The sequence below is a fragment of the Pseudomonas sp. GL93 genome (assembly GCF_003408955.1).
GTDB classification, from domain to species: Bacteria; Pseudomonadota; Gammaproteobacteria; order Pseudomonadales; family Pseudomonadaceae; genus Aquipseudomonas; species Aquipseudomonas paracarnis.
Map to the genome: position 1 here is coordinate 1 of NZ_NKRF01000118.1, position 25,876 is coordinate 25,876.

Annotated in this window: 26 protein-coding genes, 1 tRNA gene and 1 pseudogene; 4 read left to right on the forward strand and 24 right to left on the reverse strand. The window is 60.8% G+C overall.

Going from position 1 to position 25,876, the window contains the following annotated elements; translation table 11 throughout:
* Positions 1 to 335: 335 nt before the first annotated feature.
* From gspD to CER19_RS24670, 12 genes are all read right to left on the reverse strand, one after another.
* Complete coding sequence (gene gspD / locus CER19_RS24615; RefSeq protein ID WP_116668311.1) at positions 336 to 2,462, reverse strand: type II secretion system secretin GspD; 2,127 nt, start codon at positions 2,460 to 2,462, stop codon at positions 336 to 338.
* Between the two features lie 5 nt (positions 2,463 to 2,467).
* On the reverse strand, positions 2,468 to 2,968 hold the full coding sequence (locus CER19_RS24620; protein ID WP_116668312.1) for a general secretion pathway protein GspN: 501 nt from the start codon (positions 2,966 to 2,968) through the stop codon (positions 2,468 to 2,470).
* The gene (gene gspM, locus CER19_RS24625; RefSeq protein WP_116668313.1) at positions 2,965 to 3,567 is read right to left on the reverse strand and encodes a type II secretion system protein GspM; all 603 of its coding nucleotides are present in this window, start codon (positions 3,565 to 3,567) and stop codon (positions 2,965 to 2,967) included. The genes CER19_RS24620 and gspM overlap by 4 nt, the downstream gene beginning before the upstream one ends.
* Positions 3,542 to 4,534, reverse strand: coding sequence for a PilN domain-containing protein (locus CER19_RS24630; protein WP_116668314.1), 993 nt, complete (start codon positions 4,532 to 4,534; stop codon positions 3,542 to 3,544). The genes gspM and CER19_RS24630 overlap by 26 nt, the downstream gene beginning before the upstream one ends.
* Positions 4,531 to 5,232, reverse strand: coding sequence for a general secretion pathway protein GspK (locus CER19_RS24635; protein ID WP_116668315.1), 702 nt, complete (start codon positions 5,230 to 5,232; stop codon positions 4,531 to 4,533). The genes CER19_RS24630 and CER19_RS24635 overlap by 4 nt, the downstream gene beginning before the upstream one ends.
* Entirely contained in the window at positions 5,229 to 5,837 is a 609-nt protein-coding gene (locus tag CER19_RS24640) for a prepilin-type N-terminal cleavage/methylation domain-containing protein (RefSeq protein WP_116668316.1), read from the reverse strand. The genes CER19_RS24635 and CER19_RS24640 overlap by 4 nt, the downstream gene beginning before the upstream one ends.
* Positions 5,834 to 6,166 carry a type II secretion system protein gene (locus CER19_RS24645; protein ID WP_116668317.1) on the reverse strand — a complete coding sequence of 111 codons (333 nt, stop codon included), beginning with the start codon at positions 6,164 to 6,166 and terminating at the stop codon, positions 5,834 to 5,836. Before CER19_RS24645 ends, CER19_RS24640 begins: the two co-directional genes overlap by 4 nt.
* Entirely contained in the window at positions 6,163 to 6,588 is a 426-nt protein-coding gene (locus CER19_RS24650; RefSeq protein WP_116668318.1) for a prepilin-type N-terminal cleavage/methylation domain-containing protein, read from the reverse strand. Before CER19_RS24650 ends, CER19_RS24645 begins: the two co-directional genes overlap by 4 nt.
* Before the next feature lie 7 nt (positions 6,589 to 6,595).
* Positions 6,596 to 7,006 (reverse strand): type II secretion system major pseudopilin GspG, encoded by a 411-nt coding sequence (gene gspG / locus CER19_RS24655; protein WP_019821138.1) that lies wholly within the window; start codon positions 7,004 to 7,006, stop codon positions 6,596 to 6,598.
* 20 nt (positions 7,007 to 7,026) lie between these two features.
* Positions 7,027 to 8,223, reverse strand: coding sequence for a type II secretion system inner membrane protein GspF (gene gspF / locus CER19_RS24660; RefSeq protein ID WP_116668319.1), 1,197 nt, complete (start codon positions 8,221 to 8,223; stop codon positions 7,027 to 7,029).
* Positions 8,220 to 9,917 (reverse strand): type II secretion system ATPase GspE, encoded by a 1,698-nt coding sequence (gspE, locus tag CER19_RS24665; RefSeq protein WP_116668330.1) that lies wholly within the window; start codon positions 9,915 to 9,917, stop codon positions 8,220 to 8,222. The genes gspF and gspE overlap by 4 nt, the downstream gene beginning before the upstream one ends.
* A 226-nt stretch (positions 9,918 to 10,143) precedes the next feature.
* Complete coding sequence (locus CER19_RS24670) at positions 10,144 to 11,184, reverse strand: LacI family DNA-binding transcriptional regulator (protein WP_116668320.1); 1,041 nt, start codon at positions 11,182 to 11,184, stop codon at positions 10,144 to 10,146.
* Positions 11,185 to 11,382: 198 nt separating this feature from the next.
* Between CER19_RS24670 and CER19_RS24675 the strand changes: the two genes are divergently transcribed.
* The 3 genes and pseudogenes from CER19_RS24675 to CER19_RS24685 form a co-directional block, all read left to right on the forward strand.
* Positions 11,383 to 13,575 carry a TonB-dependent receptor gene (locus CER19_RS24675; RefSeq protein WP_116668321.1) on the forward strand — a complete coding sequence of 731 codons (2,193 nt, stop codon included), beginning with the start codon at positions 11,383 to 11,385 and terminating at the stop codon, positions 13,573 to 13,575.
* 1 nt (position 13,576) lies between these two features.
* A complete protein-coding gene (locus CER19_RS24680; protein WP_116668322.1) occupies positions 13,577 to 14,908 on the forward strand; it encodes an LLM class flavin-dependent oxidoreductase in 1,332 nt (443 codons plus the stop codon).
* A pseudogene (locus CER19_RS24685) lies at positions 14,905 to 15,162 on the forward strand (aliphatic sulfonate ABC transporter substrate-binding protein); the annotation flags it as partial. The gene CER19_RS24680 and the pseudogene CER19_RS24685, both read left to right, overlap by 4 nt.
* A gap of 143 nt (positions 15,163 to 15,305) precedes the next feature.
* Here CER19_RS24685 and aqpZ read toward each other — a convergent pair.
* The 3 genes from aqpZ to CER19_RS24700 form a co-directional block, all read right to left on the reverse strand.
* The gene (gene aqpZ / locus CER19_RS24690) at positions 15,306 to 15,998 is read right to left on the reverse strand and encodes an aquaporin Z (protein ID WP_116668324.1); all 693 of its coding nucleotides are present in this window, start codon (positions 15,996 to 15,998) and stop codon (positions 15,306 to 15,308) included.
* A 343-nt stretch (positions 15,999 to 16,341) separates the two neighbouring features.
* The gene (locus CER19_RS24695) at positions 16,342 to 16,605 is read right to left on the reverse strand and encodes a hypothetical protein (protein WP_116668325.1); all 264 of its coding nucleotides are present in this window, start codon (positions 16,603 to 16,605) and stop codon (positions 16,342 to 16,344) included.
* Positions 16,606 to 16,734: 129 nt separating this feature from the next.
* Positions 16,735 to 16,932: a hypothetical protein gene (locus CER19_RS24700; RefSeq protein ID WP_116668326.1), complete on the reverse strand. Its 198-nt coding sequence runs from the start codon at positions 16,930 to 16,932 to the stop codon at positions 16,735 to 16,737.
* A gap of 248 nt (positions 16,933 to 17,180) precedes the next feature.
* Here CER19_RS24700 and CER19_RS24705 point away from each other — a divergent pair, with 248 nt between their 5' ends.
* Complete coding sequence (locus CER19_RS24705; RefSeq protein WP_116668327.1) at positions 17,181 to 18,677, forward strand: serine protease; 1,497 nt, start codon at positions 17,181 to 17,183, stop codon at positions 18,675 to 18,677.
* Positions 18,678 to 19,318: 641 nt separating this feature from the next.
* Here the strand turns inward: CER19_RS24705 and CER19_RS24710 are convergent.
* The 9 genes from CER19_RS24710 to thrS form a co-directional block, all read right to left on the reverse strand.
* A tRNA-Pro gene (locus CER19_RS24710) sits at positions 19,319 to 19,395 on the reverse strand.
* Positions 19,396 to 19,485: 90 nt separating this feature from the next.
* Positions 19,486 to 19,842, reverse strand: coding sequence for a MerR family transcriptional regulator (locus CER19_RS24715; RefSeq protein WP_003174972.1), 357 nt, complete (start codon positions 19,840 to 19,842; stop codon positions 19,486 to 19,488).
* Positions 19,823 to 20,125 carry an integration host factor subunit alpha gene (gene ihfA, locus CER19_RS24720; RefSeq protein ID WP_002553164.1) on the reverse strand — a complete coding sequence of 101 codons (303 nt, stop codon included), beginning with the start codon at positions 20,123 to 20,125 and terminating at the stop codon, positions 19,823 to 19,825. Before ihfA ends, CER19_RS24715 begins: the two co-directional genes overlap by 20 nt.
* Positions 20,126 to 20,128: 3 nt before the next feature.
* On the reverse strand, positions 20,129 to 22,507 hold the full coding sequence (gene pheT, locus CER19_RS24725) for a phenylalanine--tRNA ligase subunit beta (RefSeq protein ID WP_116668328.1): 2,379 nt from the start codon (positions 22,505 to 22,507) through the stop codon (positions 20,129 to 20,131).
* A gap of 26 nt (positions 22,508 to 22,533) precedes the next feature.
* Positions 22,534 to 23,550: a phenylalanine--tRNA ligase subunit alpha gene (pheS, locus tag CER19_RS24730; protein WP_003192486.1), complete on the reverse strand. Its 1,017-nt coding sequence runs from the start codon at positions 23,548 to 23,550 to the stop codon at positions 22,534 to 22,536.
* Between the two features lie 109 nt (positions 23,551 to 23,659).
* Positions 23,660 to 24,016: a 50S ribosomal protein L20 gene (gene rplT / locus CER19_RS24735; protein ID WP_003192488.1), complete on the reverse strand. Its 357-nt coding sequence runs from the start codon at positions 24,014 to 24,016 to the stop codon at positions 23,660 to 23,662.
* A 29-nt stretch (positions 24,017 to 24,045) separates the two neighbouring features.
* Positions 24,046 to 24,240 carry a 50S ribosomal protein L35 gene (gene rpmI / locus CER19_RS24740; protein WP_002553160.1) on the reverse strand — a complete coding sequence of 65 codons (195 nt, stop codon included), beginning with the start codon at positions 24,238 to 24,240 and terminating at the stop codon, positions 24,046 to 24,048.
* Positions 24,241 to 24,299: 59 nt separating this feature from the next.
* On the reverse strand, positions 24,300 to 24,851 hold the full coding sequence (infC, locus tag CER19_RS24745) for a translation initiation factor IF-3 (RefSeq protein ID WP_015884933.1): 552 nt from the start codon (positions 24,849 to 24,851) through the stop codon (positions 24,300 to 24,302).
* On the reverse strand, positions 24,851 to 25,876 hold a 1,026-nt coding region (thrS, locus tag CER19_RS24750; RefSeq protein ID WP_116668329.1), incomplete at its 5' end, for a threonine--tRNA ligase. The genes thrS and infC, both read right to left, overlap by 1 nt.

Genomic DNA, 25,876 nt, shown 5'->3' on the forward strand with positions numbered 1-25,876 from the left:
AGGTGCCGAGTGGTGGGGCAAGAGCCCTTTGGTTACTTTGGGGCTCTTTTCCAAAGTGACCCGCTGTCAGAGCGGAACCCTAAGTGGCCGTTACCGCAGGAATGGATATACACCCGGTATACCTGCGTCGCCTGTCAGGCCGCCTTCGCGAGCAAGCCCGCTCCCACAGTTGGATCGTGGGGTGTCAGGTGGATAGGCGTCGGCTGGGAGGCCGCCATCGCAGGCAAGCCAGCTCCCACAGTTTTGATCGCGGGGTGTCAGATAGATAGGCGTCGGCTGGCAGGCCGCCATCGCAGGCAAGCCAGCTCCCACATTGGTACTCGGTGCAGCCAGGATCATTGAGCAGGGCGCAACAGCTGCATCTGCTGGCGATAATCATCCGTCACCTGCCGCGCCTGGCTGCTGCTGGTAATCACCCTCGGCGTAATCAGCACAATCAGCTCCGTGCGGTCCTTGGACTTGCCGGTATTGCCAAACAACCAGCGCAACCCCGGAATCTTCCCCAGGTAAGGCACGGCACTGACGCTCTCAGCGTTGTCCTGCTTGATCAACCCGCCGAGCAATACCGTCTGGCCACTCTGCCCCGCCACCTGAGTGGACACCGAGCGCGTGGAAATGCGCGGGTTCACCGGCGTCTCACTGCTCCCCGCCGGGTTCTGGGCATCACTGACCTGTTGCTGGATATCCATGTACACCAGCCCACCCGGATTGATGCGCGGCACCACATCCAGAATCACCCCCGTCTGCACATATTCGACACTGCTCAAGGTGGTGTCGGCGTCCCCGGTATTAACGGTGGTCTGGCTGATGGGAATGTTGTCCCCCACCTGGATCTGCGCCGGCTGGTTGTTCATCACTACCAGCGATGGCGCCGACAGCACCTGGGTGCGGCCTTTGGTTTCCAGGGCGTGCAAGGCCACTTGCAGGTTGGAGCTGACGAAGGAGTAGAACAACGAGTCCGCCGCCCCCAGCCCTGCCCCGCCACCGCCCAAGGCGCCTTGGCTGCCGGAGGCGTTGGCCACCGTGGTGCTGGTGGAATTGCCGGCCAGGCGGCCCAGGTACCACTGCACGCCCAGGTCCAGTTCGCCGGTGAGCTTGACCTCCAGGATGCGGGTCTCGATCTGCACTTGCAGCGGTGGGTTGTCGAGGCGTTTGATCGCCGCTTCGATCTCTTTCCATTGCGCCGGGCGGGTGCGTACCAGCAGTTGGTTGCTGCTCTTTTGCGCGGTGATGCGCGTGCCCGCTTCGAGGTCGCTGGTGGGCGGCGCCTGGGTGCTTTCGGCAGGCTCGGATTCAGGTTCTTCGGCTGCGGGTACGGGCGCGTTGGCCTGCAAACCGGCGCTGGTGGACGAGGACAAGGTGGTGGTACGCAACCCCGGCGCTACCTTCGCCGGGGCGTCATCCTTGATCGCGCCATTACCGTAGATTTGCCGCAGGTACTTGGCGAGGTCGGCGGCCTTCATATTGCGCACGTCGTACACATACATCTGCGGCTCGTTGCCGCCGCCCTCGTCGATGGTGCGGATCCAGTCGCCCACTTCGCTGAGGTACTGGGGCTGGGAAGAAATCGCTACCACCGAGTTGGTGCGCTCGACCGGCAAGAACCGCAGCATGCCGGCCAGAGGAGTACCGCTGTCCGCGCCGAACATGGCTTGCAGCTCGGGCATCAGCTCGGCCACCGAGGCGCGCTGCAGGCCGAACACCGCCACCGACATGCCCTTGAGCCAATCCACGTCGAAGGTGTCGATGGTGTCCTGGTAGTTGGCCAGTTCGTCGGGCGTACCGGCCAGGCTCAGGACATTGCGCGCCGGGTCCACCAACAAAAAAGCGTTTTCACGGGCGAAGGGCTTGAGCAGTTTCTGCATCTCGGTGGCCGAGATATAGCGCAGTGAAAACAGACGTGCCGAGAGGCCGCTGGCCGGTTGCGCCACGCGCATCTGCGGCACCAGCTTGCCCGCCACTGCCTGGTTGGCCGGCAGGATCACATAGCGGTTGCCCTGCTTGATCATGGCGTTGTCGGTCCAGGACAGCAGGGTTTCGAGAATCGACAGCGCTTGCTGTTTGTCCACGGGTTTGGAGGTGGAGAAGCTGACAGTGCCCTTCACGCCCTCGGCGATGCTGTAGTTCTCGTGCAGCAGGTCGCCCATCACGCTGTTGATCACGGCCTCGATGGGCTGATCGGCGAAGTTGAACACGATATCGCCACCCTGCTCCGGCACGTTGGCAGGCGCGGCGGGCTGGCGCACGAACGCTTGATTACCGCGAATCAACTGGCGCTGTGGCGGGGCTTGGCTGGCAGGTGGAGAGCTTTCGGCCACAGGCGCCTCAAGCGGCGGGCGTTGTGCGCCGGTGCCCTGCAGGGCCTCGTGCAGCAGGTCGTCGTCCGGGTCGAGGGTGTCGGGCAAAGAGCCACAGCCGCCCAGGGAGACGGCGGTAGCCAGGCAAAACAGCGAAGTGCGCATATCGATCAAGGGAGAGACTCGCGGGGATGTGAGATCAAAGGTAACCGCTTACCGTAGAGGCTCAGGGTCTGGGTGCGCCCGTCCAGGGCAAAACGGGCGTATTGCGGGGTCAGGTGTTCCAGGCGCCAGCCGTTGGGCAACGCCTGGCCCAAGCGCACCGTAAGCGTTGGGCCACCGGTTTGCTTGAGCATGGCCATTTGCAGGTTGCCGGTGATCATGATGCCGCTGAGGGTCAGGTTGGCCAGGCTCGCCACCTGGGTTTTGCCCACCTCCCGGTCCGGGCGGCGATCCGGGCTGAACAGCGGCGCTTGCCAGGTGCCGGCAAGGTCTTGCAACGCCGGCGTGGGAGCGGCCTGCACCTGGAACGAGGGTGGCGCGTGCACCGGCGCATCGGGTAACCACCGCGGAGCATCGCCGATGCTGCTGAGGATCATCGCCATCAACACCCCCAAGAGCCCGGCCACGCCGAGCCAGCCCCATTCAAGAGGACGCAAGGGGCCGATCATGGTGCCACCCGCGCCGGTTGCAGGTAGCCGCGCACCAGCAGTTGCACCGCCAGCTTGCCTGCCCCGCCACTGGCTGGCGCCTGTTTGTCGCGACGAATATGCAGCTCATCGACGAACAGAAAAGGCGGCTGATATTCCAGCCCATGCAGGATCGCGGTCAGCGGTTCGATGGCGCAATTGAGCGTGAGGCTGACCTTGACCTGGCGATAGGGCTCGCTGTCGTCCTGTTCGGGCGTGATCGGCTTGCGCTGGGTCAGGTTGCAGCCGCCGCCGAGGTTGGCGTGGCTGTTGATCAGGTCGGCGAGACGCTGCATCAGGTCGGCGGCGACCACGTCCGGGTCGTCCCCCGGCAACAGGCTGGCGCTGCTGGCCGGGTCTTGCTGTGCTTGCGCCAGCTGTTCGCGCAAGGCATCGCCCTGGCGTATGACGCTGGCATAGCGCTGCTGTTGTTCACGCAACTGTTCGGCCTGTTCACCCATTGCCCGCAGCGGCCCGGCGAACCAGCTGTCGATCAACAGCCAATAGGCCGCGCCAAGCACCAAAGCCAGGGTCAACAAGGCGGCGCCGCGGCGTTCACGGGGTGTGAGGGGTCGGCGCATCGGCGGCCTCCTGGCGTAAGTGGGCACGCAAGGCAAACTGGTCCTTGCCGGTGCGTGCGTCGGGTTGGATCACCCCTTCGAACTGTGCGTTGTCCAAGCGCTGGCAGCCTTTGATGCGGCTGATCAAGCCACTGGCCTTGGCACTCTGGCCGGAAAAGCTCACCTCGCCGTCCTTGACGTCCAATTGGTCGAGCCAGGTGTCGGCGGGCAGGCAGCTGGTCAAGTCATTCAGCAGCCCGGCCAGGGGGGGTTGTGCCCGTTTGCGCTGGGACAGGTACTGCGCCGCCCCACGGGTGTTGAGCAGTTGCTGGCGCAGGGCGTGCACCTGGGCGACCTCGGCTTTTTGCTGTTGAACAGTGGCGTGCATGCTGTCGAGTACCCGCTGGCGATCGTTGAGCCACAACAGCATCGCCGCGATCAGCAACGCGCCGCACAACCACGGCAGGCTGCGCTGCAATTGCTTGCCGGCAGAACGCGAACGCGGGCGCAACGGCGCAGGCAGCAGGTCGATACCCAGGCCCGCCACATCCACGCGGTGCGGGTACAGGCCGAGGGCGGCGCAGTCAGTAAGGACCTGGTCAAGGCGCTCGCGCAGGATCGCCACCACCCTCACCTCCAGGTGGCTGGGTGTGCGCCGCTCCTGACGGGCGACGAAGTAGAGCTGCTCGGCGTTGAACGGGGTGTAGCGGTCCAGTTCATAGCCAACCACCTCCACGAGGTTGCGTGCGGCGGCCAGAGGCAGTTGCACCCTTTGCTGCAACACGGCGTCGGGGGCAAGCATCAGCACCTGGCGCGTATTGCCTGGGACCACCGGTGCCGTCAGCGGCCAGTGATGAACCTGCTCAGGCGGGTCCTGGAACGCCAGCCACTTCGGCACACAGCCGCGTAACTCCGTGAGCCACAGGCGCCAGCCTTGTTGCAGCAGGCTGCCGCGCCAATAGCGGGCAATCGGTTCGAGTTGAATCATTCTTGCCACCGCACCACCCGATAGGGCTGTGCGCTGTCCTCCGCAGGGCTCAATAAAAGGGTCAGTCGCAAGCGTGCCTGATAGCCGCCGGGGCGCTCGGCGCGGCTGTCGATTTCCACGACCTGGCCGGGGTCGGCGCCCTCGGCGTTCTGACTTGGCAGGTTCAACGCCTTGCGCATCAGGGGGCTGGCGAATGCCGGAGCGGGCCGGTCGAGGTCGCTCCACAAGGTGATTTGCGGCAGTAGTTGGCTGTAGAGCGCCTGGGTCATGCCGGGGAGTTGACGCACTTCCTCCAGCACCCGAAACGGCGCCAGGCCCTGATGGCGCCGCGTCTCAAGGGCCTTGGCCAACTGCCGGGCCTGAACCGGTGTAGCGCCGCAGGCCAGGGCCAGACGTGTAAGGTCTTGGGGGGCAGCGTTGACCAGGTACAGCTTGCCGCGCTCACTGCGCAGACTGACCTGTAAGCTGGCGTCGTCGAAGGTCAGCGCAATAGAACGCCCATCCGCCACCCACTGCCCTTGCGCCATGACCTGTGCGATACCGGCCTGGGCGGCCAACAGTGTCTGGGTGTGCTGGCGCAGCCACAGCGCCTGGCGACTTTGCAGTTGCACCCACCCGGCCAGGCCACCCAGCAATACGCTGAGCAGGGCCAGCACCCACAGCACCAGCAACAGGGCCGCACCACGTTGGCGCTTCATTCTTCGCTGCTCGCGCTGGACAGGTTCAGGCGCAGCGCAACCACCTGGGTGACCCACGGCACCGGCCCGTTGACGTAGGCGTCGATACGCACCGCTGTGGGCAGGCGCCGGGGCCAGGGCCATGCGCTCAACCAGTCGGTGGGCTGGCCCAGTGGCGAGACACCGCGATAACTGAACTGCAACGCCTCGACGTTATGCAAAAGCACCTGCGGCTCATCGCGCTGCGGGTTGGCGTGAGCGGCCCTCTGTGAAAAAGCCACCTGCAGATCCTGCCCGACCCGTTGCAGGGTAAAGCGCTGGATACCCCCGCCCAATACACCGGGCAAGGTCGCCACAAACTGCAGACGCTCAGGCGTGCCGATAAAAAAACCTTCGGCCTGGCTGTCATCGTCAGTGAGCTTTAGCGGCAGCGCCTCGCTGATCGAGGTGCGCAAAAACTGTTGGGCGGCGCGCATTTCATCCAGGCTGACGGTGTAGGCCTGGGCCTTGGCCACCGCCCGATTGGCCCCCAGCAACGCTGCGCTCACCAGCAGCAACAACACCGACAGCAAGCTGAGCACCACGAGTACTTCCAGCAACGTGAAGCCCTGCTCAGGGCGCTTCACAGGCGCACCTTCAAGGTGCTGAAGTGCGCCTGATGCGCGCCTTCACGCACGTTCAGGTCGAGACGAAACAGGTGCGGCTGTTGGCGGGTACTGGTCAGTTGCCAATGGATACCCTCGAGTTCGCCTTGGCGGGTTCCCTCCGTCAGCGGGCCGGCGGCTTCCTGGTCCAGCAGCGTAAGCGCGGCATGGCTGAGGCGGTCGCTGTGGGCCACCTGGGACAAGGCGCGCGCGCTCTGGCCGAAGGCAACCAGCAACACGCTGCTGCACACCGCCATCAACGTCAGGGCGGCGAGCATTTCCAGCAAGGTGAAACCGGCCTGGTGCTTCATGGCAGCGCCTTGGACTGCACACTGCCGGTAAGCCAGCCAATGTCGATGCGCCAACGCCGGCTGCCGTTGGCCAGCAGCAGGTTACCGCCGGTAGAACTGCCGTCGGGATAGAACACCACGGCGGACCCAGCCTGTTCGGCACCGTGCAAGGTCACCTGCACCTGCGCCGGCCACTGCTGTGACGCGCGCCCTGGAGCCTGGAACGTGCGGCCCTGGAGGTCAAACCGAGTGTGCGTCGCCTGGCCGCTGATGATCGCGCTCACCCGCGTGGCGCGCAGCGCCTCGACCATCTGCGCGACCACCCGACGCTCCTTCGCCACCTGTAGCCCTTGCCGTACACCCAGCCCCAACAACCCCGCTGCAATGCCGATCAATAGAATGACCACCATCATCTCCAGCAGGGTAAAGCCTCGCTGGGCCACGGGCGGGTTATTCCCAGTTGCCCAGGTCGGCACTGTAGCCCTCGCCGCCGGGTTGGCCGTCCTGGCCGTAGAAGATCAGGTCGAAGGCGCCATGCTCACCGGGGAAGCGATAGCCGAACCCGTGGCCGAACGGGTCTTTCAGCTCCGAAGGCTTGGCGTAGGGGCCGGCCCAGTTGGAAGCACTGGCCGGCTTGTCGAGCAGCTGTTGCAGGTTGTTGGGCGGCGCCCCCACGTCCAGAGCGTAGCTGTCGATCTTCATGCTCAAACTGGCCAGTTGCGCCTTGCCCGCGCCGTACTTGCCCTTGTCCACATTGCCTCCGACCTGGCGCACCACAATGGTCGCGACTATGCCCAGCAGCACGATCACCGCCAGCATTTCCAAAAGGGTGAAGCCGCCTTGGCGGTGTCGGGTTTTCATCGGTTCTGCTCCTTGAAAATTCATATATGGCTGGTGAGGCTCATCAGCGGCAGCATGATCGCGAGCATGATCACCGCCACCAGCACCGCCATGACCACGGTCAGGGTCGGCACCATTGCCGCGAGCAAGCGTTCGATAGCGCGCTTGGCCTCGACGTCGAAGATGTCGGCGACCTTGAGCAGCATGCTGTCCAGTTCGCCGGCCTGTTCACCGACTTCAATCATGTGCAGCGCCAGCTCGGGTAGCAGCGGCTGGCGGCCGAACGCATCGGCCAGGGTGCCGCCGCCCTTGACCCGTTGCGCGGCCAGCGCCACTTGCGCCTGGAGCGCACGGTTGCTGCAGACCTGCCTGGCGATCACCAACGCGGGCAACAGCGCCACGCCATTGCTGAGCAACGTACCGAGGGTGCGGGCCAGGCGGGCGGCTTGCACCCGTTGCAACAGCGGGCCGATCACGCGGATGCCCAGCAGGTGACGGTCGTAACGCTCACGGCGGAGGGGGTCGCGCACGCGCGCTGCCAGGATCCATCCACTAATCACCAACCCGGCCAGCAGCACCAGGCCATAAGCGCCGAGGAACTCGCCAAGCCCCAGGATCACCTGGGTAATCAGTGGAATCGGTACACCCAGGTCCTGAAAAATCGGCACGAATTGCGGCACTACATAGGCCAGCAACAGCGCCAGGGAACCCAGTACACCCACCACCAGGAACGCCGGGTAGATCAGCGCATTGATCACCTCGCCGCGCAGCAACTGGCTGCGTTCCAGATAGTCGCTGAGCTGGCGCAGGGTGCCTTCCAGCGCCCCGCCGGCTTCACCGGCGCGCACCATGCTCAGGTACAGCGGGGAAAACGTGCCGCCCTCCTCCTCCAGCGCAGCCGAGAGCGGTTTGCCGGCCTTGACCTGATCGCGAATGCGCTCGATCAAGGCCCGCACCTGAAGATGACGGGCTTGCTTGAGCAACAGGTTTAAAGCGCGTTCGAGGGGCTGGCCGGCGCCCAGTAGCGTGGCCAATTGCTGGGTGAAACTCACCAGCGCTACGCCCTTCAACTGCCCGCGTGCCTGGCGCAACAAGGGGCCGCTGGCCGTTTCGATGTGCAGCAGCAACCACCCGCGCTGATGCAAGACGGCGACAGCGGCCGCCTGGTCAATGGCCTGCAACGTACCGCTCTGGGCCACGCCCTGGCTGTCCAGGGCGCGGAACTTGAACAGGCTCACACGTCATCTCCACGGGTGACGCGCAGTACTTCTTCCAGGGAGGTGACACCGGCCAGGGCCTGGCGCAAACCGTCTTCATACAAGGTGCGCAAACCGGCGCGGCGGGCGGCGTGTTCGAGGCTGGCGGCGTCGGCGTGGCTCATCAGCAAGCCACGCAACTCATCGTTCATCACCAACAATTCAGTGAGGGCGCTGCGGCCGTGATAATCGCCGCGGTAAAGCAGGATTGGACGCTGCTCGGTCAGGCGATCCAGGCCGTGTTCCGTGATCAATTCCGCTGGGGCCTGGAAGGCTACTCGCGTGGCCGGGTCCAGGCGCCGCACCAGGCGCTGGGCGAGAATACCGCTGACCGTGGAGGCAATCAGGTAGCTCTCCACGCCCATGTCCAGCAAGCGCGTGATGCTCGCAGCGGCGCTGTTGGTGTGCAGGGTCGAGAGGACCAGATGGCCAGTGAGTGAGGATTGGACGGCAATGCGGCAGGTTTCCAGGTCGCGGATTTCGCCGATCATGATCACGTCCGGGTCCTGGCGCACGATGGCGCGCAGCGCTCCGGCAAAGTCCAGGCCGATGGCCGGCTTGACCTGGATCTGGTTAATCCCTTCAAGCTGGTATTCCACCGGGTCTTCCACGGTGATGATCTTGCGTTCTGCGGTGTTGAGCTGCGACAACGCGGTATAGAGCGTGGTGGTTTTGCCCGAGCCCGTGGGCCCGGTGACCAACAGGATGCCGTGGGGCCGCGTCAATAAATCCTGGAAGGCCGCCAGGCGCGGGCCATCAAAGCCCAGGCTGGGGAAATCAAACTGCACGGTTTGCCGGTCTAACAGGCGCATCACCACTGACTCGCCAAAGCTGGTGGGTACCGTGGACACCCGCAGGTCCAACGCTTTGCCCTGGATGCGCAGCATGATGCGCCCGTCCTGAGGCAGGCGCCGTTCGGCAATGTCCAGGCGCGCCATGATCTTCACCCGCGAGATCACCGCCGCCGACGAACTGGCAGGCGGTGCTTCGGCGTCGTGCAGCACGCCGTCGATGCGGTAGCGCACCTTGAGTTGGTTTTCGAAGGGTTCGATATGGATATCCGACGCCCGTTGTTCCACGGCGCGTTGCAAGATCAGGTTGACCAGGCGAATCACCGGCGCTTCGGAAGCCATGTCCTTGAGGTGTTCGATGTCTTCAAGGGCGCCGCCCTGCTCATCGAGGTTTTCGATCAGGCTGCCCATGGCGGAACGGCCCTGGCCGTAATAGCGCTCGATCAGCGTGTCGACTTCATGACGCGAACCGATGGCCAGCCAGACCGGCACCTCGCAGGCATACGCCAGGGCCTGGAACGGATACCACTGCGCCGGGTTGGCGGCCATTACGCGCAACCCGCCCTGATGCCAACCCATCGGCACGACCTGGTAATGACGCATAAAGCGCTCGGTGAGCACCGGAAGCGGGTCGAGCAACGGCGGCGCCGCGTCGGCCAGCAGCAGTGGCGCATTCAGCAAATCCGCCCAGGCGCGGGCCAGTTCGACTTCGGACACCAGGCCCAGGCGCGTGAGTAAACCGAGCAGGTCACCAGGCTCAGTGGATAAACGCTGGGCGCGTTCCAGATCGGCGGTTTTGAGCCCGGCGTTTTGCATCAGCCACGCGCACACCTGGTCGGTGTGCGGGATCTGCATCTTGCAAGCATCGATGGGCGCTGACGGCATCATTGAGGAATATCTAACGTTGCGAAAAGTATGGCTATTTAGAACTACCGAACAATGCCATTAGTTCGCCATAGCCCAGGCAGGCGTTAGCCGGGTGTATCGACTGGAAGTTATAGCCCTAGTTCCGGATGATGGGGTAATTAAATACAAAACATTGCCAAATGCACTGATTTAGAGCGTTAGCAGCCAATAGCCACTAGTTGCAATTAGCCATATTGAAGGTTGTTCAGGTGCTCTCTCGTTCAATTAACTGACAGTGCAAAAGATTCAAGCGCTTAACTTCCTCATCGGTGGCTAATACGCCCAGACTTTGCAGAACGCGTGTGGCAGCGAGTACACCGATCTCCAACGCGGGTGGCTGGAGGGTGCTGAGGCTGGGCAGCAACATGTGGGCAAACGGGTAGTCGCCAAAACCCAATACGGCGCAGTCCTGGGGGATGTTCAGCCCGGCGCGTTGACCGGCCAGCAAACCGCCGGCGGCGAGGTTGTCATTGGCGAAGAAAATTGCGTCGGGCGTGATCGCCTGCCCCATCAGCGCGTCCATGGCCTGCTTGCCCGCTTCGAAGGGCGCGCGGTCGGCGTCCGGCACAAAGACCCAGGGCTGCACACCCAACTCGCAGAGGGTCGCGGTAAACCCATCGCGCCGCTCCAATGCGCTGAAGTCGCCCACTGCACTGTTTTGTACGAAGGCGATGCGCCGATAGCCCTTGCCATGCAAGTAGCGCGCGGCGGTGACGCCCACTTCATAATGAGAAAAACCTACTTGCAACGGCGCGCGTTCAGGCACGTAGTCCCAGGTTTCGACGATCGGTATATCTGCCTCGGCGATCATCTTCTCGGTGCCAGGGCTGTGAAAGCGGCTGGTCAGCACCAGCGCTGCCGGCGACCAGCCGAGAAAGGCACGCACCGCGCTTTCCTCCTGCTCGATGCTGAAATAGCTGGAGGCCAGCAACAGCTGGTAGCCGTGACGGCTGAGGGTGTCGCTGAAGCCCTGCAGCGTATTGGCAAAAATCGGCCCCGACATATTCGGAGTCACCATCGCAACGATTTTGCCGCGTGCGGAGGCCAACCCGCCGGCCACCAGGTTCGGCACATACCCCAACTGCGCGACCACCTGGGCGATACGTTCACGGCGCTCGGGTGAAACCTGTTCAGGTTGGTTGAAGTAACGCGACACCGTAATGGCCGACACCCCGGCTTGGCGCGCCACAGTGCTCAGGGTGACGCGGCCGGCGCCCCGGCGCTTACGCGGTTTGTGTTCGTCCACGGCAAAACCTCAAAAAGGAATATAAAACTAATTTTTTAGTATTTGACGCTCTAAACCGACGCCTTCAATAATGCCGATGTTAGCGCTAACACAGCGCATTGTCTGCTACTCGCTCGAGCGAATGCCCAAGACATTTTCACAGGCGCTGACGGTCGCAGAACCGCAGCGGACCAGGGTATTTTTTCGAGCGGGCACAGCATGCATAACGTTCCACGGCACACCCATTTGTGGCTTCTGGCAGGCCTCTGCGCCTTGCCCGTCTGCGGCGCTGTTGCGGCTGACGAGCAGGAACCCACGCTCCAATCCGTGACAGTCACCGCCACCCGCCGCGAAGAATCGCTGCAAAAAGTCCCGGTGGCCGTCTCGGTGCTCGATGGAGAGCAACTGGAGCGTGACAATCGCAACGGGGTGGCGAGCATCGCGCAGCAAGTACCGTCGCTGAACTTTCGCACCGGCGCTTCGAACAAGGACACGTCATTGTTCGTGCGCGGCGTGGGCACCATTTCAACCTCGCCGGGCGTTGAGCCAACGGTGGCTACGGTGATCGATGGGGTGGTCTATGCGCGCCCCGGCCAGGCCACGCTCGACCTGTTGGACTTGGAGCGCATCGAGGTGCTGCGTGGCCCGCAAGGCACGCTGTTTGGCAAGAACGCGTCGGCCGGTGTGCTGAATATCACCAGTAAGGCGCCGACTGCCCAAACCCACGGTTTTATCGACCAGTCGTTCTACAGCGGCAATGAAAGCCGCACGCGCTTTGGCATCGGCGGCAGCCTGGTGCCGGAGGTGCTCAAGGGCTCGATCAGCCCTTTGTTCGGCAGCTACGACGGTAACGTCGACAACCGCCACAACGGCCAGGAGGTCAACGGTTACAACCACAAGGGTATTCGCGGCAAGCTGGAATTCACGCCCAACAATGACGTGAAACTGACCCTGATCGCCGACTACATGCAATCCCACGATGACGCGCCCAATGGCGTGGTCAGCAAATCCCTGAGCCCGGCGTTCAGCAATGCCTTGAGACCGGTGCGCGCCTCAAGTGACAACCGCGATATCAACACAGATACCCGCAGCCATGTGGAAGACACCAACAAGGGTTTATCGGCGCAGTTGGACTGGAACCTCGGCGACTACACCCTCACCTCGATCACCGCCTGGCGCGGTTGGGACAACACTCAATATCAGGATGGCGACCGCCTAGGCACGGTCACCGCCGTGTTCCCCGGCACCGCCGACAAAGGCGACCTGGCGTTCGACCAGTACTCCCAGGAGCTGCGCCTGGCCTCGCCAAAAGGTGAGTTCCTTGAGTACGTCGGTGGCCTGTTCTACATGCACGGCAAGGATGAGGAAACCTATCAGCGTACCCTCACCACCACGACGCGGGTCGATCGAGGCATTGCCGACTACAGCACCACCAGCGACAGCTACGCGGCGTTCGGCGAGACCACGCTCAACTTCACCTCGCGTTTTCGTGGCATCGCCGGGTTGCGTTACACCCATGACGACTTGAAGTATGACCATCGCCGCGTGTCCACCTCTGCCACTACCGTCAGCGGCATTCAACCGGCGACGTCGAGTTCAGGTTCGGTAGACGAGGATGGTTGGTCCGGTCGGCTGGGTGTGCAGTACGACATCAGCGACAACATCACCAGCTACCTCACCTACTCGCGTGGCTACAAAGGCCCGGCCTATAACGTGTTCTTCAACATGCAGCCGCGCGACACCGACGCGCTCAAGCCAGAGACCTCCAATACCTGGGAAGCCGGAATCAAGGCCACTGCCTGGAACAACCGCCTGACCACCAACCTGGCGGTGTTCCACAGTGACTACGACAACTACCAGGCCAACTTTTTCGACACCGTCGCCGGCCAAGTCGTGACGCGCCTGATCAACGCCGGCAGCGTCAGCACCGAAGGCGTCGAGCTCGATTACGCCCTGCAAGCCACCCAGCAACTCAAGCTCTCCGGTGCCCTGGCCTATACCCGAGCGCGCATCGATCAGTTCGCGTGCCCGCCAGGCGCAGCAGCAACCTGCAACGTCAATGGCAAACCACTGCCCTTCAGCCCGGACTGGAAAAGCTACGTGCGCGCCGACTACAGCATCCCTCTGGATAACGGCCTGGATATCGAACTGGGCACTGACTACAGCTGGCAGAGCGAAGTGCAGTACGACATCAGCCAGAACCTGGACACCAAGCAAGGCGCCTACGGCATCTGGAACGCCAGCGTGGCCCTGGCCGACTACACCAATGGCTGGCGCGTGGCGCTGTTGGCGAAGAACCTCGCCGACAAATCCTACTCACCGCTGCTGGCCAGCGGCGGCAACTACATCTACCGCGCCGTGCCTCGTGACGATGAGCGTTACTTCGGCGTGCAACTGCGCAAGGATTTCTAGCATGAGCCGTCAACTCAAACTCGGCGCCTTCCTGATGGCTACGGGGCACCACGTGGCCGCCTGGCGCCACCCCGATGTACCGGCGAACGCTGGCCTGGATTTCGCCCACTACAAACATTTGGCACGGGTGGCGGAAGCGGCGAAATTCGACGCACTGTTCGTGGCCGACAGCATCGCCGCGGGCACCGGTGAGGTCGCCAGCCAGATGGCGCGTTCGGATCATTTCGAGCCGCTCACCCTGCTCTCGGCCCTCAGCGCCGTGACCGAGCATATCGGACTGATCGCCACCGCTACCACCAGCTATAACGAGCCGTACCACGTGGCGCGCAAGTTCGCCTCGCTGGATCACCTCTCAGGCGGTCGCGCAGGCTGGAACTTGGTGACCTCGGATAACGCCGCCGAGGCGCTGAATTTCGGCCGCGACGCACACCTGGGTCATGCCGAACGCTACAGCCGCGCGCGGGAGTTTCACCAGGTGGTGACGGGTTTATGGGACAGCTGGGACGACGATGCTTTCGTGCGCGACAAAGCCAGCGGCCGCTATTACGACCCGCATAAACGCCATGTACTGGATCACGTGGGCGAGCATTTCCAGGTCAAAGGCCCCCTGAACGTGGCGCGCTCGCCCCAGGGCCAGCCGGTGATCGTCCAGGCCGGTTCTTCGCACACCGGGCGGGAACTGGCGGCACAGACTGCCGAGGTGGTGTTTACCGCGCAGACTTCGCTGGCCGACGCCCAAGCGTTTTACCGCGACCTCAAGGGGCGCCTGGGCCAATACGGGCGCGAGGCCGATTCGCTGAAAATCATGCCGGGCGTGTTCGTGGTGGTCGGGGAAACCGACGCCTGCGCCCAGGCGAAATTTGAAAGATTCCAAGCATTGGTCGAACCCGAGGTAGGCGTGGCGTTGCTGGGGCGCATGTTGGGTAATTTCGACCTGTCCGGCTACCCGCTGGATGGGCCGCTGCCCGAGCTACCCTTGACCGACAGCGGTCAACGCAGCCGCCAGCAACTGCTGAGCGAACTGGCCCAGCGCGAACAGCTGACACTGGCGCAACTGGGCCGACGCATTGCCGGTGGACGCGGTCATTACAGCCTGATCGGCACGCCTGTGCAGATCGCCGATGAGCTGCAGCGCTGGTTCGAAGAAGGCGCGGCGGATGGCTTCAATATTCTGGTGCCACACCTGCCGGGCGGGCTGGAGGACTTTGCTCGCCTGGTCGTTCCCGAGTTACAGCGGCGTGGCTTGTTTCGGCGCGAATACACCGGCACTACACTGCGAGAAAACCTCGGCCTGGCGCGCCCGGCCAACCGCTTCAAGGAGACCCGAGCCTGAAAATCCCCACCCTGCTGCTGACCCAGACCGCCTGGGCGGCCAATCCATCAACCTTGCGCATCGACTACCAGAAAGGCTCCATCGCCCTGGTGCTCGCCAAGGAGCATGGCCTGCTGGAAAAACGCTTCCCACAAACCGAGGTGAAATGGATTGAATTCCCCGCCGGCCCGCAGATGCTTGAAGCGCTGAACGTCGGCGCCGAACCGCCCAAGCCCAGCGCCGAAACGTTGCTGGTACGCAACGATAGCCCAGTGCTGCCGATTGACGACAGCATCATTGGCGCACAACAGGCCACGGCGGATCTGTTTTATCAGAACCGCTTGCTGCCCAAGGCCATTGAGGTGCGCAAGGTGATATGGCGACCCGAAGCCCGTTGAGATCTGAAGTGTGAAACTGTCTACGGTTTCGTCGCCAACACCAAACGGTGCACGAGGCCGCCAAACAGCCCACCCAGCAAAGGCACCACCCAGAACACCCACAACTGAGCCATCGCCCAATCGCCCTGGAACAACGCCACACCAGTACTGCGCGCCGGGTTAACCGATGTATTGCTCAAGGGAATACTGATCAGGTGAATCAAGACCAGGGCAAAACCGATGGCCAGCGGCGCAAAACCGGCCGACGCCTTTTTGTCGGTGACGCCCAGGATGATCAACAGGAAAAACGCCGTGAGTACAAACTCGGTGACCACTACCGAAAGCAGCGAGAAGCCCCCGGGTGAATGCTCGCCATAACCATTGGTGGCAAACCCCGCAGTCACATCGAACCCGGCCTTGCCGCTGGCGATCAGGTACAGCACGCCGGCCGCCGCAATCGCGCCCAGAACCTGAGTGAGGATGTAGGGCACCACATCCTTGCCGTCAATACGCCCAGCGGCGAGCAAACCCAAGGTAACCGCCGGATTGAAATGCCCACCGGAAATATGCCCGACCGCGTAGGCCATGGTTAATACCGTCAAGCCAAATGCCAATGCCACACCGGCAAAACCAATGCCCAACTCAGGGAATGCGGCCGCCAACACGGCACTGCCGCAACCGCCCAGTACCAGCCAGAACGTGCCGAAGAACTCGGCGGCGAGACGTTTTATCATCAGGAAACTCCTTGAAGTCAGGTCAAAGAGTTGGAGCCTAACAACAGGGTACGGGCATTGGATGTGGGAAATTTCCTTAGCGTGTAACTAATGAGCAGGTGTGATTCGCGGTGAAGATTGTTCACGCGGGAAGACATTTATTCCCGGCATGAAAAAGCCCAACCTATTCAGGTTGGGCTTGATCAGAAATAGAGTGGGACGCAGGGATTCGAACACTCGACGCCTGGCCCCCATACAGGCGGACGTTGTGAAAGCCATAATCAGCAACAACCGTGGCGCATCAAGGCAAAGCCGGCCTCTTGCTGCTCAGCGTGGCCCCCCTCTGGATACCCTCTGGATACCCTCACCCTAGCGCGCCCGCCTTGGCGATCAACTCACGCAATCGGGAATCCTTAGGCTCAAACACGTCGAGGAGCCCGATCGCCTTAAGAGTGGGCAGAGATTGAATAATTTCTCGCTCAGCTAGCAGTTGATCATCCATGCTCGCGCCTGGGTTACTCCAAACTCGTACGTTTGCCAAAAAGGCACCCACCGTCCCTTTACGTACGGTCACTCCCTCAAATGTTGCTTCGTTTGTGTCGTCGGCAAGAACATCTTCGGCACGCATATCCGTCTCCGCAGTTGGGTTGCTTTAACTTCTCGGCCTTTCGGAAAAGGGCATCACGCCGACAATAACGTAATTATCTTGCGCTGACATTTAAATGAAAACCCGGCGCTTGGCCGGGTCCATTGATGCTCAGTTGTCAGGATGCTCACTGGCTACTGAATCGGCAGCGTCCACGTCCGACATATCTTCCTCGAGGGGCGCCTCGTCGTCCGGTGGCAGCGGGATATGATCCTCATCGCGCTTTGGATCATGACCGGCCTCATTGTCCGTTCCACGCGTTACTGCCCGCTGTGAAATATTGCCTGGGGCGTTCTCGTTGATTTCCATGCTGTCTCTCCGCTCTAAAGCGCGACAAATACGCACTTAACCATTGGAGCAGGCGTGTAACAGGGAGTGCCGAACTTTGGACGAACGGAAAATCCCGAGACGGTGTTTGGCGTAAGGACGCCAGCACCAGCAGCCATAACGGCGACTGAGGATCCCGCCAAGGGCTCACGCAGTAGCCCTGTATGTCATCCGCCTTGGCCTGATTGAGTAGTTTCAGCCAATCAATGACTTCCTTGTCGAGGCCCCTTATGGCACTTCCTCACACCGCCTGCATCTTCCTTTATTTCCTGTTGCTCAGCACTGTCTGGCCCAGCCATGCCAGGGATCTGGCCGAGGGCCTTACCGAGCAGTCACCGTCTGTGGCCCTTGAAAATAAAAACCACCGTTATCCGCAATGGACCGGCATCGGTTCACTGGAAAACGCCTTAGGCCAGACCTGCAATGCCGTTCTGCTCGACACGCGCAATCGCCAAGGTAAGGCCATCGGGCCGGCTTATGTGCTGACCGCCGGGCATTGTGTGTTCTACAGCTACGGTACAGCGCGCGTCCACCAGGCGCTCACCGCCGACGTGACCTTCAATTACTTTCATGACACACCCGAAGGGCGTATCGCCTACGCCGTCAAGACGGCCCATTGGAGCAGCATGGCGGGCACTGACCTGGCCGTGCTCGAACCGGATACGTCACTGGCGGTGCTGGTGGCCAAGGCGATCATGCCACTCAAGCTGGCCTCCCAGCGTCAGACATCGGATCGAGAGGTGATCAACGTGGGAGCGCCGACTGGCTTTCTGAAAAAGGGCCTACGCATGAGCGCCTGCGTGGAATCGACCCTCAACAGTTTTGCCGAACATCCCGGCGTGTTCCCCAGCGCCTTGCGCAACCGCTGCAACGGTCTGCGCCCAGGCAGCTCCGGCAGTCCGATGCTGGACCGGAACACCAATGAAATCACCAGCATCATCAGCAAGGTCGCGTCTGCCATTCAGAAAGACATTCTCAATAGCTGCCAGAACAACTCGGCGTGCGAAGCCGCCAAATTCAACTACAGCTACCCCGTCAACGACTTGTACTACTGCTTTGTAGACGGTGTTTTCCGTAACGACACCCCAACCTGCCAGCTCAAGGCGGTTGAAATCACGCTGGATGAGCCATGGAACCTGAAGCCCTATGTGCATTTAAAACGTGACGCCACCGACCAAATTACCCGTCCGACTTGGAACCTGAGGTTCTCGATCCAGGAACCGTTCTACCGATTCAAAGCCGTGAATCACATCAGCGATTGCGCACGCACACACGGCTACCAAGTCGCTGCCGCTTCTGACGAAGCCTACATCAACCAACCCATCGGCCCAGTGCTGGGGCCGCATGTGTTATGCATACTCGGGGTGCAAACGGCCGAACAGCCGCTGACCGAAGCGCTGCTGCGCAATGCGTTCACCCATTCGGTATTCCTGACCAACCCGGCACCGGCACCGCAGCTCAAGCACCGCTATCACATCGCCTGGGAAAACCAGCAGGACGGTTTTAGCCAGCATTATTACTACAGCGTGAACTCGGCGATCAGCACCATCTGCGAAGATATTGACGACGATCGCTACATCTTGGCCATTGACGGCATATTCCTTGATATAGCAGAGCTGCCGGTCACGTTATGCAGTTATGCGCGCAACAACGCCGGGCAACCGTCGGCTATTCGCACAGACGTGATCACAGGCGCAACGGTTCGCTCGCAGCGTCAGGCCAGGTGAGGCAGGGAGATGTTTTAAGCAAATGTTGATGAGTCAAGTCAGCGCAATCGAGGGCAACGCCCGAAAGGCACGGCTTGAGCGGGATCACTGGGCTCTCCCCCGCCGAACCGCAGCGGGGGCGACCCGGTTACCATTGACCAGAGAGCAAACAGGTTGCCGCCTCAATCATGCTGAAGTGGTACCACGGCTGAGAATCCTGGCAACTGGTGGCGAAAGACGCATGCGCACTTGAGGTCGCTAACAGGCAGGCTGCAGCCGTCATATAGACGTACTTTTTTATAGTCATCTTCACTCCCCTTCCCATCGTTAATACATTGGCTTGCGCTTCAAACTCTACTGCCGGGTTCGTACAACGATCAATTAGGGCAGGTGTGCTAGTGGCTTATCGACATGCACGCGACAACGCCTATCGACGTCACGCCAGTCATTTCAGGGGAGTGTCGTGCAGCACTGGGCAATCATGCCCCTCAGCATTGCAGTAGCGATTGCATGTTCGCTGTGCCCCACCTGCAGATCACAGAGGTGAAACAGGCTCTCGAGCCCATAACAGCCCCACGGCGCGGTAGGGGGTTTAGTAGGGGGTATTTTTCAGACATGAAAAAGCCCAATCTTTTCAGATTGGGCTAAGTCATTGAATAATATGGTCGGGACGGAGTGATTCGAACACTCGACCCCTAGCACCCCATGCTAGTGCGCTACCGGACTGCGCTACGCCCCGACTAGGCGTGTTACTGGGTTCGCTTCTTAACGAAGCGAACCGGAATATACCGCAAGCTTTTGAAATGTGGAAGTATTTTTAAAGCTTGAATCATTTTTTCAGCACCACCAGTACATCTTCCAATTCGGAGATCATCTGGCGGATCAGTTGCTTGTATTGGGTGGTGTCGTCTTTGGCTTCATCACCGGACATACGCTGGCGTGCGCCGCTGATGGTGAACCCCTGGTCGTACAGCAACGCGCGGATCTGTCGGATCATCAGCACGTCCTGGCGCTGATAATACCGACGGTTCCCGGTGCGTTTGACGGGGTTGAGTTGAGGAAACTCCTGCTCCCAATAGCGCAGCACGTGCGGTTTTACCGCACACAGCTCGCTGACTTCACCGATGGTGAAGTAGCGCTTGCCTGGGATGACGGGTAGTTCGTCGTTATGACTTGGTTCCAGCATAAGCCTCAACTCGGGCCTTCAACTTCTGCCCTGGACGAAAGGTGACCACACGGCGAGCCGTGATCGGGATTTCTTCTCCCGTTTTTGGATTGCGGCCAGGCCGCTGGCGTTTGTCTCGCAGGTCAAAATTGCCGAAACCGGACAATTTGACCTGTTCGTTGTCTTCCAGAGCGTGGCGGATCTCTTCAAAAAACAGCTCGACCAATTCCTTGGCCTCGCGCTTGTTCAGACCCAACTCTTCGTACAGACGTTCCGCCATCTCAGCTTTCGTCAAAGCCCCCATACGTCACTTCCTTAACGTGGCGTTCAACCTTTGTTCGAGCGAGGTGAGGATATTTTGCGTCGTGGTATTCACCTCATCGTCATTAAGAGTGCGCGATGGATGCTGCCAGGTCAAGCCAACTGCGAGGCTTTTTCTATGCGGATCAATGCCTTTACCCTGATAGACGTCAAATAGCCTGAGGTCTGTCAGCCATTCCCCTGCATTTTCACGGATTACATCCAGAACTGCAGTGGCAGCGACTTCACGGTCGGCAATCAGGGCCAGGTCGCGACGCACTTCAGGGAAGCGCGACAACTCGCTGAATTTAGGCATTTTGCCCGACGCAACTTCAGCCAAGACTAGCTCAAACACGAAGACTGGACGGTCCAGCCCCAAGGTTTTCGACAGCTCCGGGTGAATGGCGCCGACAAAACCTACCAAGCGTCCTTCGCGCTCGATACGTGCAGTCTGGCCTGGATGCAAGGCTGGGTGGCTACCCGGCACGAACGTAAAGGCGTCCAGCGCACCGGCAAAGCCCAGCACCGCTTCCACGTCAGCCTTGACGTCGAAGAAGTCCACGACCTCACGGCCTTGCGCCCAGCCTTCCGGCAGACGGCTGCCGCAGACGACGCCCGCCAGCATTGGCTCTTGCTTCAAGCCATCGAGTTGGCCGACGAAACGCAGGCCGCTTTCGAACAGGCGCACACGGTCTTGCTGGCGGTTCAGGTTGTGGGAAAGCGCTTTCACCAGACCCGGCCACAGCGACGAACGCATGGCGGCCATGTCGTTGGAGATCGGGTTGGCCAACAACAGCGGCTCAACACCCGGGTTGAACAGCTCAAACTGTTTTGGATCGATGAAGCTATACGTCACGGCTTCCTGGTAACCACGAGCAACCAGCAGGCGGCGCAGTTCAGGCAGGTGCGCGCGCGCTTCGGCTTTGGGTTGCGGCGCGAGGCGCGCTTGCGGGTAGCGAACCGGCAGGCGGTTATAGCCATACAGACGTGCCAGCTCTTCGATCAGATCGACTTCCAGGCTGATGTCGAAGCGATGGCTAGGTACTGCAACCTGCCACTGCCCTTCCCCATTCGAGGAAATACCCAGGCCGAGGGCGGACAGTAGTTGCTCGATTTCAGCCGGTTCAATGACCAGCCCGAGCATTTGCTCAACGCTTTTGGCACGCAGGGTGATCGGCGCAATCGACGGCAGATGCTGTTCGCTGACGGTTTCGGTGATCGGGCCGGCTTCGCCACCGGTGATTTCCAGCAGCAGGCCGGTGGCGCGCTCCATGGCTTCACGGGCGAGATTCCAGTCCACGCCACGCTCATAGCGGTGCGAGGCATCGGTGTGCAGGCCATAGGAACGGGCCTTGCCAGCGATGGCGATCTGGTCGAAGAACGCGCTTTCAAGGAAGACGTCACGCGTCGTAGCGGATACACCGCTGTGCTCGCCACCCATCACGCCGGCAATTGCCAGGGCGCGAGAGTGGTCGGCGATGACCAGGGTGTCGGCACGCAGGCTGACTTCCTGACCGTCGAGCAGCACCAGCTTTTCGCCTTCTTCGGCCATACGCACGCGGATGCCACCGTTGATTTCGGCGAGATCGAAGGCGTGCAGCGGCTGACCCAGCTCCAACATCACATAGTTGGTGATGTCGACGGCGGCGTCGATGCTGCGCACGTCGGCGCGACGCAGGCGCTCGACCATCCACAGCGGGGTCGGCTTGGACAGGTCGACGTTACGGACCACACGCCCCAGGTAACGTGGGCAGGCGTTCGGCGCGAGCACTTCGATGGAGCGAACTTCGTCATGCACCGGCGGCACAACAGCAACCGCAGGACGGGTGACGGGAGCGTTGTACAGCGCGCCCACTTCACGGGCCAGACCGGCCAGGGACAGGCAGTCGCCGCGGTTGGGGGTCAGGTCGACCTCGATGCTGGCGTCTTCCAGTTCCAGGTAAACACGGATGTCCTGACCCACTGGCGCGTCGGCCGGCAGTTCCATCAAGCCATCATTGCCCTCACCCACTTGCAGCTCAGCCTGGGAGCACAGCATGCCGTTGGATTCAACGCCACGCAGCTTGGCCTTCTTGATCTTGAAGTCGCCCGGCAGCTCGGCACCGATCATGGCGAACGGGATCTTCAGGCCCGGGCGCACGTTAGGCGCTCCGCATACGACTTGAAAGGTTTGCGCGCCATTACTGACCTGGCACACACGCAGTTTGTCGGCATCCGGGTGCTGCTCGATGCTCAACACCTCGCCCACCACCACGCCGCTGAAAACACCGGCGGCCGGCGTAACGCTATCGACCTCAAGACCGGCCATCGACAGACGAGCAACCAGCTCGTCGCGATCTACCTGCGGGCTTACCCAGCCACGCAGCCATTGTTCACTGAATTTCATCCTGCTCTCCTAAAGATTCGTTACGACTAGCGAAATTGCGCGAGGAACCGCAAGTCGTTGTCGAAGAACAGACGCAAGTCGTTCACGCCGTAACGCAGCATGGCCAGACGCTCAACGCCCATGCCGAAGGCAAAGCCCGAGAACTCTTCCGGGTCGATCCCGGACATGCGCAGCACGTTGGGGTGAACCATGCCGCAGCCCATCACTTCCAGCCAGCCGGTCTGCTTGCACACGCGGCAGCCTTTACCGCTGCACATCACGCATTCCATGTCGACTTCAGCCGATGGCTCGGTGAACGGGAAGAACGAGGGACGGAAACGCACCGCCAACTCTTTTTCGAAGAACACCCGCAGGAATTCTTCGATGGTGCCTTTGAGGTCGGCGAAATTGATATCGCGATCAACCAGCAGGCCTTCGACCTGGTGGAACATCGGCGAATGGGTGATATCCGAGTCGCTACGGTACACACGGCCTGGGCAGACAATGCGGATCGGCGGCTTGTTCGCTTCCATGGTGCGGACCTGTACCGGCGAGGTATGGGTGCGCAGCAGCATGTTGGCGTTGAAATAGAAGGTGTCGTGCATCGACCGGGCCGGGTGATGGCCTGGGATGTTGAGCGCCTCGAAGTTGTGGTAGTCGTCTTCGACCTCAGGGCCTTCGGCAATGCCGTAGCCGATGTGGGTGAAGAACTGTTCGATACGTTCCAGAGTCCGGGTGATCGGATGCAGACCGCCCGAGGCCTGGCCACGACCAGGCAAGGTCACGTCAATGGACTCGGCGGCGAGCTTGGCCGCAAGATCGGCCTCCTCGAGCGACGCCTTGCGCGCATTGAGAACCTCTGTGACACGCTCCTTGGCGACGTTGATCAGCGCACCGACTTGCGGACGCTCTTCAGCGGGCAAATTTCCCAGGGTCTTCATCACCTGAGTCAATTCACCTTTCTTGCCAAGGTAGTGAACCCGGATTTGCTCCAGGGCATTTACATCTTCAGCGCTTTGCACAGCCTCAAGGGCTTGGGCGACGAGCGCGTCCAGGTTTTCCATGTACAGACTCCAGATACAAAATAGGGGAAGAGCTTGAAGGCTCTTCCCCTATTTATGACGTTTACCACCTTGGGCCACAGGAGTAGCCCAGGGTGACTGTCGGGGGTACTTAAGCCAAGGAGGCTTTAGCTTTCTCGACAATCGCAGCAAACACCGCTTTTTCGTTCACGGCCAGTTCAGCCAGAACCTTACGGTCGATTTCGATGGACGCTTTTTTCAGGCCAGCGATGAAACGGCTGTAGGACAGACCGTTAACACGTGCACCAGCATTGATACGAGCGATCCACAGAGCGCGGAACTGACGTTTTTTCTGACGACGGTCGCGGTAGGCGTATTGGCCTGCCTTGATTACCGCTTGCTTGGCAACACGGAATACGCGTGAACGCGCGCCGTAGTAGCCTTTAGCAAGTTTCAGAATTTTTTTGTGACGCTTACGGGCCATGACGCCACGCTTTACACGAGCCATGAGTTACTTCCTCTATTCTTGAACCAAAATTAACGAAGGCGCAGCATGCGCTCGACTTTTGCCACGTCAGACGGATGCAGCAAGCTGCTACCGCGCAGTTGACGCTTACGCTTGGTCGACATTTTGGTCAGGATGTGGCTCTTGAAAGCGTGCTTGTGCTTGATGCCGTTAGCAGTTTTCAGAAACCGCTTAGCAGCACCACTTTTAGTTTTCATCTTTGGCATGTTCGGTACTCCGCATTCAGTTGATAAACATAATCAGAAGGCCTGCCGTGCCCTGTTGATTACTTCTTCTTTTTCGGGGCGATGACCATAATAAGCTGGCGTCCTTCCATCTTAGGATGCTGTTCGACCGAACCGTACTCGAGCAGGTCAGCTTCAACCCGCTTGAGGAGTTCCATCCCCAGCTCCTGGTGGGCCATCTCACGGCCGCGGAATCGCAAGGATACCTTGGCCCTGTCCCCATCACTCAGGAAACGTACCAGGTTGCGCAGTTTTACCTGGTAATCCCCTTCCTCCGTCCCTGGACGAAACTTGATTTCTTTTACTTGAATCTGCTTCTGGTTCTTCTTCGCTGCGGCAACCTGCTTCTTCTTTTCGAAGATCGATTTGCCGTAGTCCATCACCCGACAAACAGGTGGGATTGCATCGGCGGAGATTTCCACCAGGTCCAGCTTGGACTCTTCTGCAATACGAAGCGCTTCATCAATCGAGACGATGCCAATCTGCTCGCCATCAGCGCCAATTAACCGAACCTCGCGTGCCGAGATATTCTCGTTGATCGGGGCTTTCGGTGCAGCTCGTTTATCTTGTCTCATTTCACGCTTAATAATAATTACTCCGAATCTGGGCGACCACGCCGGGAAACCGCTTGCGCGAGGAACTCAGCGAACTGGGCGACGGGCATCGAGCCCAGGTCAGCACCTTCACGAGTACGCACAGCGACAGTCTGCATCTCGACTTCCCGATCTCCGATAACCAAGAGATAGGGAACCTTGAGCAAGGTATGCTCGCGGATTTTAAAGCCGATCTTTTCATTTCTCAAGTCGGACTTGGCACGAAACCCGCTTTCGTTGAGAGTTTTTTCAACTTCAGCGGCAAAATCTGCCTGTTTATCAGTGATATTCATGATCACTGCCTGGGTCGGAGCCAGCCACGCAGGGAACGCGCCCTCGTAGTGCTCGATCAGGATACCGACGAACCGCTCGAACGAACCGAGGATCGCCCGGTGCAGCATAACCGGGTGTTTACGGCTGTTGTCTTCGGAGACGTACTCGGCTCCCAGACGGATCGGCAGGTTAAAATCGAGCTGCAGGGTACCACACTGCCAGACACGGCCAAGGCAATCTTTGAGCGAGAACTCGATCTTCGGACCGTAGAAGGCGCCCTCACCCGGCTGCAGATCGTACGCAAGGCCCGCACTGTCGAGCGCAGCGGCCAGTGCCGCTTCGGCGCGATCCCACAGCTCGTCGGAACCGACGCGTTTTTCCGGACGAGTGGACAGCTTCATCTCGACGTCGGTAAAGCCGAAATCGCGATAAACGTCCATGGTCAGCTTGATGAACGCTGCGGACTCGGCCTGCATCTGCTCTTCGGTGCAGAAGATGTGGGCGTCGTCCTGGGTGAAGCCGCGCACGCGCATGATGCCGTGCAGCGCACCCGATGGCTCGTTACGGTGGCAGGCACCGAATTCGGCCAGGCGCATCGGCAACTCGCGGTAGCTCTTCAGGCCCTGATTGAAGACCTGTACGTGGCACGGGCAGTTCATCGGCTTGATGGCGTAGTCGCGGTTTTCCGACTGGGTAGTGAACATGTTGTCGGCGTAGTTGGCCCAGTGCCCGGCTTTCTCCCACAGGCTGCG

What these genes read in the sequence shown, in the direction of transcription:
- gspD (WP_116668311.1), bottom strand. Translation starts at nt 2,462, where the DNA reads ATGCGCACTTCGCTGTTTTGCCTGGCTACCGCCGTCTCCCTGGGCGGC.
- CER19_RS24620 (WP_116668312.1), bottom strand. Translation starts at nt 2,968, where the DNA reads ATGATCGGCCCCTTGCGTCCTCTTGAATGGGGCTGGCTCGGCGTGGCC.
- gspM (WP_116668313.1), bottom strand. Translation starts at nt 3,567, where the DNA reads ATGCGCCGACCCCTCACACCCCGTGAACGCCGCGGCGCCGCCTTGTTG.
- CER19_RS24630 (WP_116668314.1), bottom strand. Translation starts at nt 4,534, where the DNA reads ATGATTCAACTCGAACCGATTGCCCGCTATTGGCGCGGCAGCCTGCTG.
- CER19_RS24635 (WP_116668315.1), bottom strand. Translation starts at nt 5,232, where the DNA reads ATGAAGCGCCAACGTGGTGCGGCCCTGTTGCTGGTGCTGTGGGTGCTG.
- CER19_RS24645 (WP_116668317.1), bottom strand. Translation starts at nt 6,166, where the DNA reads ATGAAGCACCAGGCCGGTTTCACCTTGCTGGAAATGCTCGCCGCCCTG.
- gspG (WP_019821138.1), bottom strand. Translation starts at nt 7,006, where the DNA reads ATGAAAACCCGACACCGCCAAGGCGGCTTCACCCTTTTGGAAATGCTG.
- gspE (WP_116668330.1), bottom strand. Translation starts at nt 9,917, where the DNA reads ATGCCGTCAGCGCCCATCGATGCTTGCAAGATGCAGATCCCGCACACC.
- CER19_RS24675 (WP_116668321.1), top strand. Translation starts at nt 11,383, where the DNA reads ATGCATAACGTTCCACGGCACACCCATTTGTGGCTTCTGGCAGGCCTC.
- CER19_RS24680 (WP_116668322.1), top strand. Translation starts at nt 13,577, where the DNA reads ATGAGCCGTCAACTCAAACTCGGCGCCTTCCTGATGGCTACGGGGCAC.
- aqpZ (WP_116668324.1), bottom strand. Translation starts at nt 15,998, where the DNA reads ATGATAAAACGTCTCGCCGCCGAGTTCTTCGGCACGTTCTGGCTGGTA.
- CER19_RS24695 (WP_116668325.1), bottom strand. Translation starts at nt 16,605, where the DNA reads ATGCGTGCCGAAGATGTTCTTGCCGACGACACAAACGAAGCAACATTT.
- CER19_RS24700 (WP_116668326.1), bottom strand. Translation starts at nt 16,932, where the DNA reads ATGGAAATCAACGAGAACGCCCCAGGCAATATTTCACAGCGGGCAGTA.
- CER19_RS24705 (WP_116668327.1), top strand. Translation starts at nt 17,181, where the DNA reads ATGGCACTTCCTCACACCGCCTGCATCTTCCTTTATTTCCTGTTGCTC.
- CER19_RS24715 (WP_003174972.1), bottom strand. Translation starts at nt 19,842, where the DNA reads ATGCTGGAACCAAGTCATAACGACGAACTACCCGTCATCCCAGGCAAG.
- ihfA (WP_002553164.1), bottom strand. Translation starts at nt 20,125, where the DNA reads ATGGGGGCTTTGACGAAAGCTGAGATGGCGGAACGTCTGTACGAAGAG.
- pheT (WP_116668328.1), bottom strand. Translation starts at nt 22,507, where the DNA reads ATGAAATTCAGTGAACAATGGCTGCGTGGCTGGGTAAGCCCGCAGGTA.
- pheS (WP_003192486.1), bottom strand. Translation starts at nt 23,550, where the DNA reads ATGGAAAACCTGGACGCGCTCGTCGCCCAAGCCCTTGAGGCTGTGCAA.
- rplT (WP_003192488.1), bottom strand. Translation starts at nt 24,016, where the DNA reads ATGGCTCGTGTAAAGCGTGGCGTCATGGCCCGTAAGCGTCACAAAAAA.
- rpmI (WP_002553160.1), bottom strand. Translation starts at nt 24,240, where the DNA reads ATGCCAAAGATGAAAACTAAAAGTGGTGCTGCTAAGCGGTTTCTGAAA.